The organism is Hallella bergensis DSM 17361, assembly GCF_000160535.1.
In the GTDB taxonomy this organism is placed as follows: Bacteria; Bacteroidota; Bacteroidia; order Bacteroidales; family Bacteroidaceae; genus Prevotella; species Prevotella bergensis.
Genome location: NZ_GG704782.1, coordinates 445,786 through 461,254, shown reverse-complemented (window position 1 = coordinate 461,254; position 15,469 = coordinate 445,786). Strand labels below are relative to the sequence as shown.

Genomic DNA, 15,469 nt, shown 5'->3' with positions numbered 1-15,469 from the left:
CCCGCTTTCCGAGCTAAAAATAACGCCCGAAACATGGCGCTTTCCGCGCTGGATGATCCGAAATAACAGGCCGAGAAAATGTCATGAAAGTTTACAAACGGAGAGGAGCGTTAACTGATAAAAACCAAGTTTTATCCGTACGCTCCATATAGGTAGACACCTTCCAATGACTCCTGCAAACTGAACATGTAGCCCCCGCAGGGCTGACATATGGTTTGTACAAAAGTCTATAAGAGCGACAGTCCTTCTTGGCTGATGATTGTGCCATGACCATCGGGCGATGAAAAATCGGCCGCCAGACTGAAGATAAACATCAGTCCGCCCTGAGAATTGATTTTGGCCTTGATACTTCCCTGGTGCATGAGTACGGCATTTTTAACAATGGCGAGTCCAAGTCCCGTGCCCCCCATTTTCCTGCTGCGCCCTTTGTCTACTCTGTAGAACCGCTCAAAAAGTCTCGGAAGATGTTCCGGTGCCACCCCAGCCCCATTGTCGCTGAACATGAATTTCCAACTCTCCGAATCACGCTCAGCCTTCAAAGTAATCGTAGTTCCTGTTCCGGCATAGGAAATGGCATTGTCAGTAAGGTTTCGGAAGATGCTATACAGCAGTGATCGGCTCCCCCTGAGTTTAAGTTCTCTCGGTAGCTGATTGTCGAAAGTCATGTCACGTTCGGCCATCTGCAATGCAGTTTCTCTTTCTATATTGTGCACCAAGCCAGCAATATCTACCTCCTCAAACTCTTGCATCTCAGGGGCATCATCCATACGATTGAGGGTGGAGATGTCCTTGAGCAAAGAGGTTAGCCGTCCACTTTGGGCGTAGCAACGCTCCAGGAATTGTTGCTTCACGGTATGGTCGATGTTGGGATTGGCTATTATTGTTTCCAGATAGCCTTGTATACTGGCCACTGGGGTTTTAAGCTCGTGTGCAATGTTCTGTGTGAGCTGTCGTTTCAACATATCCTGTTCCTGGCGCGTAGACTGTAGTCGCTTGTAGATTTTAATAATCTTCTCGGCAATCTCACCCAGTTCGTCGTCGGGGAAGTCCACCAAGTCTTCTATCTCCAAGCTCTCATTATGCTCCGCCCTAACCGCAAAAATCTTGAGTTTGGTGATGTTCGTACCCAGTCGATTGACAAACCGATAGAGTACGATCGTGAGCACAAGAACAGCTATGATAGCAAACCATATGAAATGCAAGTCAGCCTTGAGGAGCTGACTCAGATTGTCATTGTAGGGCAAGGCAGTGCGAATCACAAGACTGTCTTTTGGGAAATACGTTGCCGTATAGAAATAGTCATGCCTGAGTGTAGTACTATTACGTTCCACGGTAGACCCTTTCCCCGTTTTGATGGCCTGGACAACCTCTGGGCGGCTTGCATGATTGGGCAGAGTGGTATAGTTTTTTCTGACATTGTCAAACAAGACATTGCCCTCACGGTTGAGCAGAGTCACGCGTATATCCTTGATTCCTCGGCTTTTGACGTATTGATCAAGAGCCTCTTCATTGACCCCATCCGATTTTTGGACAGACTCATACATGAGCACATTGATCATTTGCAACTTGCTCTCTAATAAGTCTATTTTATAATATCTTTCTCGATTCCACTGAAATATCATAAAAGCGGCTGCAAAAACGAGAAAGACTGCAAGCACACTTAGATACAGCCTTTGTCCAACAGAGAACGGTTTCATCATGCATCAAAGTAATAACCGAATCCCAGTCTGGTCACAATGCATTTTGAAAATCGGCCGATCTTCTTGCGTAGGCGGGTGATATTCACGTCAACAGTGCGGTCGAGCACCAAGACATCTTTAGGCCATATACGGTCGATAAGCTCTTGGCGCGAGAACACGCGCCCCTTCTCGTCGAGCAAGAAACGCAGGAGTTCGAACTCCGTCTTGGTAAAAGCCACTGGCTCTCCGTCCACCGTCACAGTTTTCTTGTCCAAGTTCATCTCCAGTCCCTGGTACCGCAAAACCGTGGGTTGCTCGTGGTCTCGATCATCTGTACGGCGTATCACTGCGCGCACCCTTACCAACACCTCGCGAATGGAGAAGGGCTTGGAAATGTAGTCATCTGCCCCAAGGTTGAATCCCGTAACGGTATCGTTCTCGGTGTCTCTGGCTGTAAGGAAAATAATAGGTATATTGGCTGTGGCTGGATTGGCTTTCAGCTTTTGCGCCATGGCAAAACCCGACATTCCACCCATCATCACGTCTAACAACAACAAGTCGAACGCAGGCAGATCCATCTCCAAAGCCTCTTCGGCGGAGTTGGCCTTTTCAACATGATACCCCTCTGTTTCCAGATTAAACTTTAAGATTTCGCAAAGATCGTCTTCGTCATCCACCACAAGGATGCTGTACTTCTTGTTTTCTGCTGGCATACCGTTACTATTAACTATTGCAAAAATAGTATTTTAAACTTAGTTCTGTCACTTTGTAATGTTAAAATTATATTAAGATTACAGGAACTTTCCGTGACATTTGTCTCCCCCTTATCATGTTAGTCATCATGTGTTATCTGACTTATCTGGCTTATGCTCCTCATGTCTTAAAAATGTGTCATAAACTCCACAACAATCTTGTCACGTTCCGATGTTTTGGCCAAGTCTTGGTCGCGATAGAAATACTTCTCATAATTGATTCGTATGTCTGACACGAAGGGAGTTGCCAAGCTCAGCGTCACTCCACCCGTGACGCGGTGACGTTGGTAGTCAGTGGTCGCCAAGACTCCGCCTTCGCCTGCAGGTCCCTCCACGTATTGTCTGCCATTGCTGTGGTCGGTCATGAAATCATAGCGCACCAGGGGCGAGATCTTCCTGATCAACTGCGACTTGTTTTTGAACGGAATATCGTAATTCATAAAGGCATTCACGGCATGGACATCCTTGTAGGCATTGTGCGCATAGGTCTTGTAAAGGTATTCTACCTCTGCCAAGAAGTTAAGGCGGTGATAGGTCAGGCCGGCATCATACATAACCACCGTATGTGCATCCGGCCTGATTTTCTGAACACTCGTTTCCAAATCCAGATTAAACGGGAAATAGAACTGCGCTTTAGCAGAATAGTTTATCCCCTTGGTCCAATAATCCTTTTGACCGGTAAGACCTGACCCATTGAAAAGGCCTGCCTGCACTCGGATGGGGAAACCCACGTGAAATTCATAACCTGCCATAGCACCGACATCACGCACGTTCCCCACTTGCTTGGCAATGAAGCTTCGGTTGGCAAAATATTGCAGGTGAGGTGAACGGTGAGCATCGATGGTGAATGGCACCCTCATCTGTCCAATGGTGAACCTGAACGACTTCCACGGACTCAGTCGGGTGTAGGCATCAAGCATCTTGATGTCACCTTTGTCGCAAAGATCTATCTCCGCCTTGTATTCAACGATGGGAGCTACCTTGCCCTGCACGTTGATACGTGCTGTCCGTACTTGAAAACGTCCTTCTCCCTCTTGGGTTTGGTACTCATACTTACCGCGCAAGGTGCCCCCTATCCGCGGCCTATAGCTGGTATCATCCTGAGACCATGCAGCATAGCTTATGAAAAGAAATATGATTAACAACCTGTATTTTGTCATCGTACATTATGATTGGTATCGCATGCCAAAACTAACACACTACCATGATTTTGAGATTTCTGTTGCAAAGATATCTCCTTCATGTTTAAATACCATGACATACATGTTACAATTATGTAATGTTACGGAGTTGTAACGTTATCTTAACAAAAGCGTAACACCTATGTCCAAGTGCTTACATGGGAATATTACTACCTTTGCAAAGTGTATTTTAACTGCATGATATGAATAAGAAGGAAATCCTCGACAAAATCAGCAAGCTCGCGAAAAAGGGGAAGAAATTTGAAAGTTTAGTTATAAACCGTGTGTTACAACGGCTTGATTCAGAAGACTTCCTCATTATGGAGAAGGCCGTATGTACAGCCGATCACAAACGCCTCATCTATGTTTTGGGGGATGACTCCGATGTCAGCATTGACGAAGGAGTAGAAGTGATTGGAGAGATGGCTGTTGCCAATAAAAAAAATCTCAAGTCCATCACTCTCCCCAGCAGTCTGAAAAAGATAGAGAGAGATGCTTTTATGGATTGCGATGCCTTGGAATCGGTGCATATTCCTGCTCAGGTAGAAGAAATCGATGCATACGCATTCAGCGATTGCGACGGACTGAAAAGTGTTTATTTTGAGAAGCTTCCCAAGAACTTGCATCGCAAGGCCTTTGACGAATGCGACAAATTGCGCGAGATATCAGTACCCTCTGAGGCAGTGAAAGCAGTTCGCAAGATCTTGCACTTAGTCGATGGCGACGCTGACTTTCTTGTCGTTGGCCGTGAGGATCCCAACAAACCGAGCAAGGGTAAACAGAAAAAGAACAACAAGAAAGAGAAAAACTCGCAACCCGACAAAGTTAACAAGTCCATCGACAAGACAAAGGATAGCAAACCGGGAGACATCCCGAAGCCCGAGAGCACCGGAGAAAATACAAAGAAGGAAGAAGCAAACTCATAAACTTATATATCAGGGAGGGATAGCGCTATACGTCGTACCCTCCCTGATTACGCTATTATTACTCCCAACAAATATATTATGGCAAACAACAGAAAGCTGAAAGGCATGTATGTGGAACGGGATATCAGCTGGATGTATTTCAACTATCGTATCCTGCAGGAGGCAGAGAAGGCGCAAGTTCCCCTTCTTGAAAGACTGTCGTTCCTCGGCATATACTCCAGCAATCTCGATGAGTTCTTTCGTGTTCGGGTAGCATCTCTCAACCGCATTGCCGAAAGTCCGGATATCACCAAGGGTATGCGTCATAACATCAAGCGGACCATCAAGACCATTAGCCGACTTAACGAGCAATATAACAAGGAGTATCTTCAGGCTACCCAAAAAGTATTCAAAGAATTGGAAGGCCACAACATCAGACTGCTCAATGAGACCCAACTCAATGATGAGCAGAGGATGTGGCTCCGCGATTTCTTCTATGACAAGCTCAATGGCTCGACCAACCCCATCTGGCTCAACGAACTGAAGAATTTCACCGCGTTGGAAGACAATCGTATATACCTGTTGATAGAGAAAACCGAGGAGAACAACAACAATTCCAAATATGCTATTATCAAAGTGCCCGACAAGATCTACGGGCGATTCATCAAGATACCCGGGTCCGATGGCTTCGATAACATCATGTATCTCGATGACGTGATACGCTTCTGCCTGCCGCTCATCTTTATCGGATTTCCCAAAAACCACTACCGGGCATTCAGTTTCAAGTTTACCAAAGATGCGGAGATGGAAGTTGATAACGACTCCGACTACGGCGCCATGGAACGTATCGCCTTGGGGGTGAGCAGCCGAAAGCACGGCGAACCCATCCGCGTTATCTATGACCGCGACATGCCAAGCAATATGCGGAAGACCATTATGAGCAAACTGAAAGTGCGCGAGCTTGACACCACACTGAGCAGCGAGCGCTACCAGAATCATAAAGACCTGATGAACTTCCCCGACTGCGGACATACCGACTTGAAATATCCCAAATGGAAACAGATGATGAAGCCGGAGTTCATGTCAGAGGAGAGCATTCTCGATCTCATTCGCTGCAAGGATCGCTTCATACACGTTCCCTACCACAGCTTCAACGGGTACATCCGTGTGTTGCGTGAGGCTGCCCTGAAGCCCGAGGTGAAGGAAATCAAGACAACACTCTATCGGCTGGCCAAGGACTCCAAAGTGGTGGAGGCACTCATTTGCGCGGCGCGCAACGGCAAGAAGGTAACGGCAGTGGTGGAACTTCTGGCTCGCTTTGACGAGGAAAGCAACATCATGTGGAGCAAGCGCATGCAGGAAGAGGGAGTCAATGTTATTTTCGGTGTAGAAGGCCTGAAGGTACATTCCAAACTTCTTTACATCAAAGACAAGCATGGTGACATCGCCTGCATCGGTACAGGAAACTTCCACGAGGGTAATGCCAAAACCTACACCGACTACTTAATGATGACAGCCCGCCCTTCCATAGTATCGGAGGTTGCCAAGGTGTTTCAGTTTATACAACGTCCTTTCCAGCAGGTGCGGTTCAATCAGCTGCTCGTTTCACCCAACGCCTTGAAACGTCGCATCCTGCGTATGCTTGATATTGAAATAAGAAATGCCAAGGAAGGCAAGGAAGCGTGGGTCAAGGTTAAAATCAATCACATCACCGACAAAGATCTCGTAGCCAAACTCTACGAAGCTTCGCAGGCCGGTGTGATGATTGACATTGTTATTCGCGGCAACTGCTCACTCATTCCAGGCGTGCCGGGCATTTCCGACAACATCAGGGCCGTGGGCATCATCGACCGCTACTTAGAGCACAGCCGCATACTGATATTCTGCAACGGCGGCCGAAACAAATACTATATCGGCTCTGCCGATTGGATGCCCCGAAACCTGTTGAACCGCATCGAGGTGATGTCGCCAGTCTACGACAACGACCTGAAAGCCGACCTCATGAACACCATAGAACTGGGCATGGCCGACACTGCCAATGGACGCATTGTCGACGGGCATGGGTTGAACGAGATGCAACAGGGAGCTTATCTGCGAAGTCAGGAGGAGATTCGAAGGCTATATGTCGAATCCTGCTCAACCCCTCCATCGGATCAGTGTGCTTCCACCCTCCAGCCCAAGAGTTGATTAGCTAAGCGTCAATCACACATTCACCTGTTTATTCGGCCTTTTCGTAACCATAATACTGGCCCTTCCTGAGTATGGGAAGGCCGGTTTTCATCCATGCCGGTTGGGGAGCGCCCTTCAGTTCATAGTCAAAGAACTGCTGCAGGCGTATGCTGAGGTCCTTACGATTGCGACGCTCCTTGAGATTGTGTTCCTCTTTATTGTACTGAAGCAACCACGCAGGCTTGCCCAATCGTCGCAGCCCCATAAACATTTCAATACCCTGATACCATGGCACCGCACCGTCGGCGTCGTTGTGCATGATCAGCACCGGAGTCTCAACATTAGGCAATTTGAAGAGAGCCGAGTTCGAAATATAAAGCTCCGGCGCCTCCCAAAGATTATGCCCAATGCGACTTTGTCCCTCCTCATATTGTCCCTGCCTGCTGTTTCCCGAACCCCAGCGTATGCCACCGAAAGCACTTGTCATATTGGAGACCGGCGCACCGGCACCGGCAGCCTTGAACATATTTGTTCGCGTAATGAGATATGCCACCTGATAGCCACCCCAACTCTGTCCCTGAATGGCCATATTCCCGGCATCCACCCAAGGCTTCCGGGCAAGTTGTTGGGCTCCGCTTACAATGCAGTTGTAGGCACTCTCACCGGGCAACCCCGCCTTATAGACAATATCCGGAACAAATACAAGATAGCCGCGGCTGGTATAAAAGGCAATGTTAATAATCGACCAACTGGGCTGGGGCTCGATATATTTGTAGAGTCCATCGGAATTCTTCTCGTAGAAATAAATCATGACCGGATATTTCTTGCCGGCATCAAAATCCTCGGGCTTGTAGAGCAATCCATCCAGACGGGTTCCGTCAAAGGCATTCCAGTGTACCAGTTCCACGGTTCCCCAGTTGTAATCCTTCTGCTGCGGGTTGATGGATGTGAGTTTCTGCTGTGTGGCAAAATCATTTGTGGTGACATACAAGTCGTTCGGATGATCAAAGTTGCCGCGCAGGTAAGCATACGTATTGCTGTTTCTTGCCTTTCTGACAACCGATTGCGCCCACCCCTCAAGCGTAAGGTCTTTCAGATTCCCGCTGAGGTTGGTCTTTGAGAACCCATTCTTCTTGCTTATCTTGTCAAAAACGGTGAGCAGCATTGTCTCCGACGGCGCAATGGCAATCGGATCGTCGCTATCCTTCAAGTTCAGGAAACGATACACACGGTTGTTCTCCCTACCCTTGCCTTTTGTAAGGCAGACAGGCTTGCCGCCGTTCATCGGAATGCGCCACAGGTCATATTGGTCGTAGACCAGGAGAGCTCGGTCTCCCGCCGTCCATCCCGCTTCGCCGTAGGGTTCTTTCAGCATGGGGTGATCGTCTTCTTCGTCCCAGAAATTCACCTTCATGCCGGCGGTCAGATTGCGGGTCCTGCCCGTAGCCACGTCGTAGGCCATCCACTGACTGCTCGTTAGGTCGAACCATGCCACATACTTGGCCCCGGGCGATGCTGTGACATTGGTCACCTGTCCTTTGACAACAGATATTCGCTTGCCCGTAGAGAGTTCTACAAGGCTCACATTAACGGACGTCTGATAACTCCACTGCGTTTCCACCATGTTGCCGGTTCGGTCCAAGGAAAGCACATAGTCGGCATTGCCACGGTCGACAAACCTGATGCGGTCGTACATGGAGGTAGTCATCGGAATAAGACGACCGTTGTTGTAGACCGTAAGGCAATTCTTCTTTTTCAACTCCTTCAGATTAGCCTTCTCCGCGGGCGGAAGCATGGGGGCATCCCAGTTCCAAATGTCCAAACTGGCCGTTTCGAAGCTATGCAGTGTGGTGTCGTCGGGTGCAATATAGGGGGCGATGCCCACAAATATATTCTTTCCGTTTTGGCTGAAGGTGGGCTGACTGTTCTCATTGATGCCCCACCCGTCGGGACATCCCCCGGGTGTGGGTTCGGCAAGCTTCTCCGCCCCATCCTGTCCTAGGGTGTATCGGTGGAGGCTGCAATGCTTACTGCCCGAGCTGAGCGTATCAGCCGATTGCAGATACAGCATCTGCGTGCCCGTCTCGTTGAATTTCGGCAACGAGTAATAGGCCAGTGTGTCGCCTATCAGCACGGACTTGCCGGACAAAATGTCGTATGCACGCAGCGTGGTATTGTTCTTCTTGTATTGGCTGACGTAGGCCAGCACCGTGCCCTGCTTGTTCATCGCATACCGGTCCACATGGCGAAGCGTGTCTGTCTTACCCGTCGCAAAATGATAGATGAGCGTGGGGTAGCCCACATCCTTCTTCTTCCGGTCCTTCTTGGGAATGAGCGTCGTGTCCTTTACACTGAATGCCACAGCCCGATCGGCATATTTTCCCAATTCGTACGAGCGTACATGGGCAAAACGTTTGATGTTGCCTGTCTGCAGATTGATGATGGCCAACGAATCCATAGGCATGTCGTCGGCCTTCTTTTTCTTGATTTTCGCTTGTCTCGTCTGTTTGAACAGAGGTTTCACAAGGCACACGGCATACAGCCCCTTGTCCGTCAGCTGCGCCTTGTATCCACGGGCAACAGTTATCGTTTTCTTGCGCTTATTGTTGCGGATGTACAGCGTCCCATCGCCCTCCTGCGGATTGATTTGATAAGACAGGAAGGTGCCGTCAGGCGAGAGTGCCGGCACGGCGATGCGCTGCCAGCCATCATAGACATCGTGGTCGAGTGGTTTCTTTTGGGCAAACAGCGGAAACGAGCCAAGCAAACACATTCCCACGGTCAGACTACGCACTGATATTCGTTTTTTCCACATATCGGCTCCACGCTGGAGTTTGGAAACTAACGACTGAAAAGCTGTTACTGTTTTTATCATAAATTCTTAATGGCAATTCGGTTAGACAAAGAGGGACGAACAAAATCCGTCCATAAATAAGACATACAAATATACGACTTTAATATGAGAGGAGACTATTTTTTTGCAGAAAACAACATCAAGGCGTTTTCGTGTCGCATGAGTGAAAATAAAGGGTTAAAAAATTATTCAGAATCAAGCATGCAACACTTTTTTTGATTATCTTTGTATTATTCTTCCTATTACCAAGCATCTTTTAATTTTCCTATCTATATTTTTATGAAGAAAACACTTGCATCCATCGACATCGGCTCCAACGGAGCACGGTTGCTGATTAAGAAATTCAATGACAAGGAAGTGGGGCTCGACCGGGTCAAGAAGCTCATTTTCATCCGCGTTCCCCTGCGTCTGGGCAAGGACGTGTTCACCCTTGGCAAAATATCCAAGGAGCGCGAGCAGATGATGATCCACATGATGAAAGGTTACAAGCACTTCATGAAGCTGTTCGGCGTCGACGCCTACCGTGCCTGTGCCACTTCGGCCATGCGCGATGCCGAGAACGGCATGCATGTCCTGAAGAAAATTAAAAAGGAGACTGGCATCAAGATTGAGATTGTGAAGGGCTCGGACGAGGCCTTGCTGCTCGTCAACAACCTCGTGGAGAAGACCGACTCCAACGAGGGCAACTTTGCCTACGTCGACGTGGGAGGCGGCTCCACTGAAATATCGCTCATCCACGAGGGCGCCTTAGCCGAGAGTCATTCCTACAACATCGGTACGCTGAGGCTGCTCTCCGGACAGGTGCCGCCCAGCATGTGGGAAAGGATGGAGAGCGATTTACAAAACTATGCGCAGAAATATCCCGACATCCAGATCATCGGCTCGGGCGGAAACATCAACAAGCTATTCAGAATTTCCAACGAGAAACAGTCTACCAAAACACTTGGTGTCGAGGAATTGCAGCGGCTTTACGGACTGCTGAAACCCATGAGCCTAAAAGAGCGCATGGAAGCCTACGGTCTCAAAGACGACCGGGCCGACGTGATCGTGCCCGCTGCCCAGATCTTCCTCTCTGTTGCCAAACAACTAAAGAGCGACAGCATCTTCGTGCCCAACATCTCCCTGGCCGACTCGATCGTCGACGGACTATACCGGGAATTGAGAGACAATGCCATGGGCTGACGGCCGCGATACAGGTGTACTGCGGCCGTTAGACAAGCGTACTGCAGCCGTTAGACAAGCGTACTGCGGCCGTTAGACGATAGCATGTAGAGTAAAAAACAAGAGCTAACCATATGGAAAACCCTGCCCACGCAACGGAAGCGCGGGCAGGGTCGTTTGTATTTGACCTTACAGCTGTTTTCTTTTCAGAAAAGGTCGTGCACGATTAATAATCTGTGTTCTCGGGATCGAAGTTGGTCCAACCTTCCAACCAAGTGTCGCCTGCACTGAATGCACCGATATAGCTTACCGGATTGAACCAGCTGTCGAGACCACTAAAGAGAGCCGCCGTGAGCAGTGCACTGCCAGCCTTAGGCATATAGCCATTGGACTCCATGCCGAGTTCGACGATCTCCTTGAGCACCTTGTTGCCCTTCTGATTCATGAACCATGTGCTGGAGAAGCTCTTCTGCTTCGTGTCCAATATGGGTTTGCTCTTTTCGTTGTAGCCCGTCACAAGCACGTCATCGTAGATCTTGTTGGCGTCAGAGCCGACAACATCCATACCTGCAAACCACACATTGTTAACATGAAGTTTTCCGGCTGTGGCAGCTCCTTGGGTGTCGCCTTTCTGATTGTCGAGAATCAGTCCGATGGGGTAGCCCAATGCCACTGAGTTGTAGCAGCTCAGACGAGAGTTGCGGCGAATCTGCATGGCGCTCTGGAACTTGCCCAGTGCCGAGCCATTGCCGGGATTCATCGAACCGCCGGTAATATAGTCTACCGAATTCAGGAAGCCTGCATCCATCTTGGGACCAACAAAAGTGATGTTGGAGAAGGTGGCCGTGGTGTAAGGAGAAACAGCGGAGCCGTCAGCGCAGTTGTCGCTTTCGAAGCCATTGCTCTGTGACGTGTCAGCAATCTTGGAGTCGCGGACAACCAAACCAAACTGCACCTTACCGGCGAAACCGTTGTCGGTATCGAAATCATCGTCCCAACCCTTGAAAGCTACCAAATACTTACAATTCACTTGACCACCAAACCACTCGTAGGAGTCGTCGTTGGAATAAGACACCTGCACGTGGTCTACCTGTGTGCCAGAACCCACCGAGCCGAAGGTCAGGCCGTTGATTTCCTTGTCTTTCTCAAAGGGATAACCTGCGAACTCAATGCGCACATAGCTCAGCACACCGGAGTTATCGGCATTGTCTTCGCCGCCATGCTTCGTGCGGGGACCACCCTCAATCTGCATTTCCTTTTGGTTGTTCTTGGCCTTACCACAGATGATCAGTCCACCCCAGTCACCCGGTTTGCGATTTCCCTTGGGCTGAGCCGAAGTAAACACGATGGGGGCCGTAGCCGTGCCCTTGGCCATGAGCTTGCCACCACGTTCCACGATGAGCGAAGCCTTGGTGTCCTTGTCGCCCTTGATCACAGTGCCCGGCTCAATGGTGAGTTCGGCTCCATTGGCAATGTAGACCCAGCCTTTCAACAAGTAGGTTCCCTTTTTCAGGGTTTGCTTGCCCGTGAAGACAAACTCCTTGTCGCCGGTTCCTATTTCCTTTCCTGCAGCGTCTTCCTTGCCGTTAGTGAAAAGAATACCCGATGCAGCCTTGAGACCGCCGTCGGTTGTCCAGGTGTAACCGGTGCTGGGGGTGGGATCCGGTTTCTCACCATCGTCTTCGCTACTGCAGGAAATCAGACTTGCTGCAACCATCAGGATGCCCATGCATCCATACATCCATTGTTTGTTCATAAGTAAATAATGTTTGTTAAACGTTGAAATATTTCTCTTGATAGTATATGTTTTCGTTGTGTCGTGATTGGGATATTCATATCAGATTGTCGATGAGCCGCTTGAACACAGCGTTACAATTTGTAGACAACCGATAGTCCAAAGTTGCGGCCAGGCTTGAAAGCACGCACGATTTCGTCTATGGTTTTGTGGGTACCGTCGGAATAATTCACTTCGGCAAACTGCTTGTAGTATATTTTCTCGGCAAGTATATCCCGGATGTTGAACTTCAGTTCCCAACGTTTGCCGAATCGCTTTGTGGCAGACAGGTCGAGCACATTGCGTGGCATTTCGTAGGAATCGGGTATGCGTGCCGTTTCCTCGCCACCGGTGCTTCCCTCCGAACGGCCTACACCAATGATGCGTTTCCCGATGCGATTGTAGAGCAGAGCCACGCTTAACTGCTTTGCCTCGTTGCGATAAAACAGTCCTGTGTTGACAAGATAGGGCGACTGTCCCTGCATGGGCCGGTTTTCCTCCTTGGCTCCTCTGGGGAAGTTCACACGGCTGCGGATGAGTGCCCCGTTGAACGACCAGCTGAAATTTCTCAGCCCGATGAACGAGAGATCCTTGCGGATATCCAGTTCAAGACCGACGTTGTTGGCGCTGACCGCATTCTTGTAGGAATAGATGAGGTCGGTACCTCCCGCCACGGTGTAGGTCCACTCTATCGGGGAATCGAAATGTTTATAGAATGCTGCGAGCGAAATCTGCTCACCACGCGAAGGATAGAACTCATAGCGAAGGTCCGCATTATCCACGCGACAGGTCTTCAACTCGGTGTTTCCCTGCACGCTCGAGGCCAGGTCGAAATCGTAATACACCGATGAGGACACCTCACGAAACTCCGGACGGTTAACGGTTCGGCCATAGCTGGCACGCAGCTGGTGGCGATCGTTGAACTTATACGTGGCGTTGAATGAGGGGAAGAAATCATCGCTGCGGTAGTGGCGTGACGATTCGCTGCGCTCGTTATCGCGGGTGTTGGAAATGAGTTCCATGTCATTATGCTCAAAGCGGACACCGGCGAGGATGCTCAAAGGACCAAAGGGGAGAGTCGCCGTGAGATAGCCTGCGCCTAATGTGTTGTGTCCGCTGTAGTTGTTGCTCCACCTTACCTGCTCCAGAACATCCATTTTCCCCTCGCCCAGATTGTTCTCGTTCGACAGTAGTGTCGGGATATCCATCTGACGGAACCCGTCAGGCAGGCTGTGGTTGGAAGCATCCCAATGGTAGATAAACTCACGGGCCATGTATTCACGGGTGCGGTATTCTGCATAGGCACCATACTTCAAATTAGGTTCCCATGTATTGAACTTGAAGTCCATCTTGTTGTTCACGTTGCCCGAGATGATATGCTCGTCAAGTTGTGTCCATTCGCGCGATATGTCGTTACCCGTGGTCAGGGCAATCTGGCCGGACTCTAAGGCATCGTCGACCAAATAGCGACGACGGTCGGGCAGATGTCGGTTGGCATAGGCATAGCCCACGCTCCAGTCCAGCTGGTCATTCTTGAAGGTGTGCTTGCCGGTGACCTGCCCGTTGTAGGCCGTGCGGCTGCGGTAATAGTATTCGGCGGAGTTCTCGAGATTGGCCTGTGCCGACACACCCTCACGCCAAGTGTAGCGCTGATTGGTCAGGCGATTGAAGATGTTTTTAAGCTCAAGCTTGTGGTTTCCTGTTGGAGAGAGGAGCGTGAAGTTGAGCATCGCACCAAACCTGCGGTTGTTGTTGTACTGGTCGTCGACAGAATGGCGCAAATAGTTGCTACGGTCGTTAGCCACATCATACACACCATAGAGGTTGTTCTGCATGTCGGCATACGTGCGGTATGCATTCGAATAGTTGGCCGCAGCAATCATTCCAAGTTTGTGGTGGCCTATCTTCCAGCGAGAGCTACCGTTCATGCCCAGCTTCAAATCGCCATATACATTTTGCGACTTCACCATCCAGTCGTTGTTGAAACCACCCGTGAGCAGCGAGGTTCCGATGGCGTCAAGATTGCTTGTGGTCTTGCTGAACGTGGAGAAATCGCCCAACGAGGCATCGTTCCAATTTCCTCCCACAGTGAAGGAAAGTGAATTTGAAACGGGAATTTCCTTGGTATTAATAAGGATAAAACCACCGGTATAGTCGGCAGGATACTCAGCAGACGGTGTCTTCACAATGGTGAGGTTATCAATCTGCTGACTGGGGATGATGTCAAACGAGAAAGCACGGCTGTCGGCCTCGCTGCTGGGCACAGCACCACCGTTCATCCACACATTGTTATATCTTTGTGACAGGCCGCGCACCATCACAAACTTATCGTCGATAAGACTCACACCCGGCACACGGCGTATCACCTCGCCGGCGTTGGAGTCCTGTGTTTTCTCTATTTCTTGTGCCGAGACATTGCTCACAATCACATCGCTGTTCTTTACCTGCTGAACGGCGGCCGTCTCGGTATTCTTTCGCTCAATGCCGACAATGGAAACCTCTCCAAGCTGATGTTCGTCCGGAGTCATCTGAATCCTGATACCTTCTTCGCCGGAGACAACCCTGATAGAGGTGGTTTCCACCGTCTGCGTTTTGTAGCCCACATAAGTTACGACCAGCGTGTAATTACTGTTGGCCTTCAATCCTGTCAGCCAGAATTTGCCGTCAATGTCGGTTACGGCCTTATTGTCTGTTCCTCTTACAGCAACCATAGCACCGATTAACGGTTCGTCAGTGCTGTTGTCGGTCACCGTGCCCACAATCGATTGGGCGATACCCTGAATGGTAGCAATCAATAGCAGTAATACGACTGTCATTCCCCTTTTGCAATCTTTCATCTTGATTATCATCTTTTGTACGCTGCAAAGTTATACGCAACATATTACAGCAGCGTTGCACACGTTTGACATAACGTTCACAAGATGTTGAAGAGACGATTACAGGCAGGTTACAAACACGTTACTACGAATCCTGCCGGCTGCATGACCAGCCGGC

9 protein-coding genes are annotated in these 15,469 nt (G+C 49.5%); 3 read left to right on the top strand and 6 right to left on the bottom strand.

Annotated features, from left to right (window positions below):
* Positions 1 to 227 precede the first annotated feature (227 nt).
* The 3 genes from HMPREF0645_RS10230 to HMPREF0645_RS10220 form a co-directional block, all read right to left on the bottom strand.
* Positions 228 to 1,622, bottom strand: coding sequence for a sensor histidine kinase (locus tag HMPREF0645_RS10230; RefSeq protein ID WP_336433168.1), 1,395 nt, complete (start codon positions 1,620 to 1,622; stop codon positions 228 to 230).
* A 74-nt stretch (positions 1,623 to 1,696) separates the two neighbouring features.
* Entirely contained in the window at positions 1,697 to 2,392 is a 696-nt protein-coding gene (locus HMPREF0645_RS10225) for a response regulator transcription factor (RefSeq protein ID WP_007174922.1), read from the bottom strand.
* Positions 2,393 to 2,559: 167 nt separating this feature from the next.
* Positions 2,560 to 3,591: a porin gene (locus HMPREF0645_RS10220; protein ID WP_007174921.1), complete on the bottom strand. Its 1,032-nt coding sequence runs from the start codon at positions 3,589 to 3,591 to the stop codon at positions 2,560 to 2,562.
* A 224-nt stretch (positions 3,592 to 3,815) separates the two neighbouring features.
* On the opposite strand from HMPREF0645_RS10220, the gene HMPREF0645_RS10215 reads away from it, so the two are divergent.
* Together HMPREF0645_RS10215 and HMPREF0645_RS10210 are read left to right on the top strand one after the other, a co-directional pair.
* Positions 3,816 to 4,538: a leucine-rich repeat domain-containing protein gene (locus tag HMPREF0645_RS10215; protein WP_007174920.1), complete on the top strand. Its 723-nt coding sequence runs from the start codon at positions 3,816 to 3,818 to the stop codon at positions 4,536 to 4,538.
* Between the two features lie 78 nt (positions 4,539 to 4,616).
* Positions 4,617 to 6,704, top strand: a complete 2,088-nt coding sequence (locus HMPREF0645_RS10210) for an RNA degradosome polyphosphate kinase (RefSeq protein WP_007174919.1) — start codon at positions 4,617 to 4,619, stop codon at positions 6,702 to 6,704.
* Between the two features lie 31 nt (positions 6,705 to 6,735).
* On the opposite strand, the gene HMPREF0645_RS10205 is transcribed toward HMPREF0645_RS10210, so the two are convergent.
* The gene (locus tag HMPREF0645_RS10205) at positions 6,736 to 9,561 is read right to left on the bottom strand and encodes an alpha/beta hydrolase family protein (protein ID WP_007174918.1); all 2,826 of its coding nucleotides are present in this window, start codon (positions 9,559 to 9,561) and stop codon (positions 6,736 to 6,738) included.
* 258 nt (positions 9,562 to 9,819) lie between these two features.
* On the opposite strand from HMPREF0645_RS10205, the gene HMPREF0645_RS10200 reads away from it, so the two are divergent.
* Entirely contained in the window at positions 9,820 to 10,722 is a 903-nt protein-coding gene (locus HMPREF0645_RS10200; RefSeq protein ID WP_007174917.1) for a Ppx/GppA phosphatase family protein, read from the top strand.
* 205 nt (positions 10,723 to 10,927) lie between these two features.
* Here the strand turns inward: HMPREF0645_RS10200 and HMPREF0645_RS10195 are convergent, their stop codons facing one another.
* Both HMPREF0645_RS10195 and HMPREF0645_RS10190 read right to left on the bottom strand, forming a co-directional pair.
* Entirely contained in the window at positions 10,928 to 12,457 is a 1,530-nt protein-coding gene (locus HMPREF0645_RS10195; RefSeq protein ID WP_007174916.1) for a hypothetical protein, read from the bottom strand.
* A 113-nt stretch (positions 12,458 to 12,570) separates the two neighbouring features.
* Positions 12,571 to 15,312, bottom strand: a complete 2,742-nt coding sequence (locus tag HMPREF0645_RS10190) for a TonB-dependent receptor (RefSeq protein WP_044123573.1) — start codon at positions 15,310 to 15,312, stop codon at positions 12,571 to 12,573.
* Positions 15,313 to 15,469: the final 157 nt, after the last annotated feature.

Coding starts and splice junctions, on each gene's coding strand:
- HMPREF0645_RS10220 (WP_007174921.1), bottom strand. CDS start 3,591: ATGACAAAATACAGGTTGTTAATCATATTTCTTTTCATAAGCTATGCT.
- HMPREF0645_RS10225 (WP_007174922.1), bottom strand. CDS start 2,392: ATGCCAGCAGAAAACAAGAAGTACAGCATCCTTGTGGTGGATGACGAA.
- HMPREF0645_RS10195 (WP_007174916.1), bottom strand. CDS start 12,457: ATGAACAAACAATGGATGTATGGATGCATGGGCATCCTGATGGTTGCA.
- HMPREF0645_RS10190 (WP_044123573.1), bottom strand. CDS start 15,312: ATGAAAGATTGCAAAAGGGGAATGACAGTCGTATTACTGCTATTGATT.
- HMPREF0645_RS10200 (WP_007174917.1), top strand. CDS start 9,820: ATGAAGAAAACACTTGCATCCATCGACATCGGCTCCAACGGAGCACGG.
- HMPREF0645_RS10215 (WP_007174920.1), top strand. CDS start 3,816: ATGAATAAGAAGGAAATCCTCGACAAAATCAGCAAGCTCGCGAAAAAG.
- HMPREF0645_RS10230 (WP_336433168.1), bottom strand. CDS start 1,622: ATGATATTTCAGTGGAATCGAGAAAGATATTATAAAATAGACTTATTA.
- HMPREF0645_RS10210 (WP_007174919.1), top strand. CDS start 4,617: ATGGCAAACAACAGAAAGCTGAAAGGCATGTATGTGGAACGGGATATC.
- HMPREF0645_RS10205 (WP_007174918.1), bottom strand. CDS start 9,561: ATGATAAAAACAGTAACAGCTTTTCAGTCGTTAGTTTCCAAACTCCAG.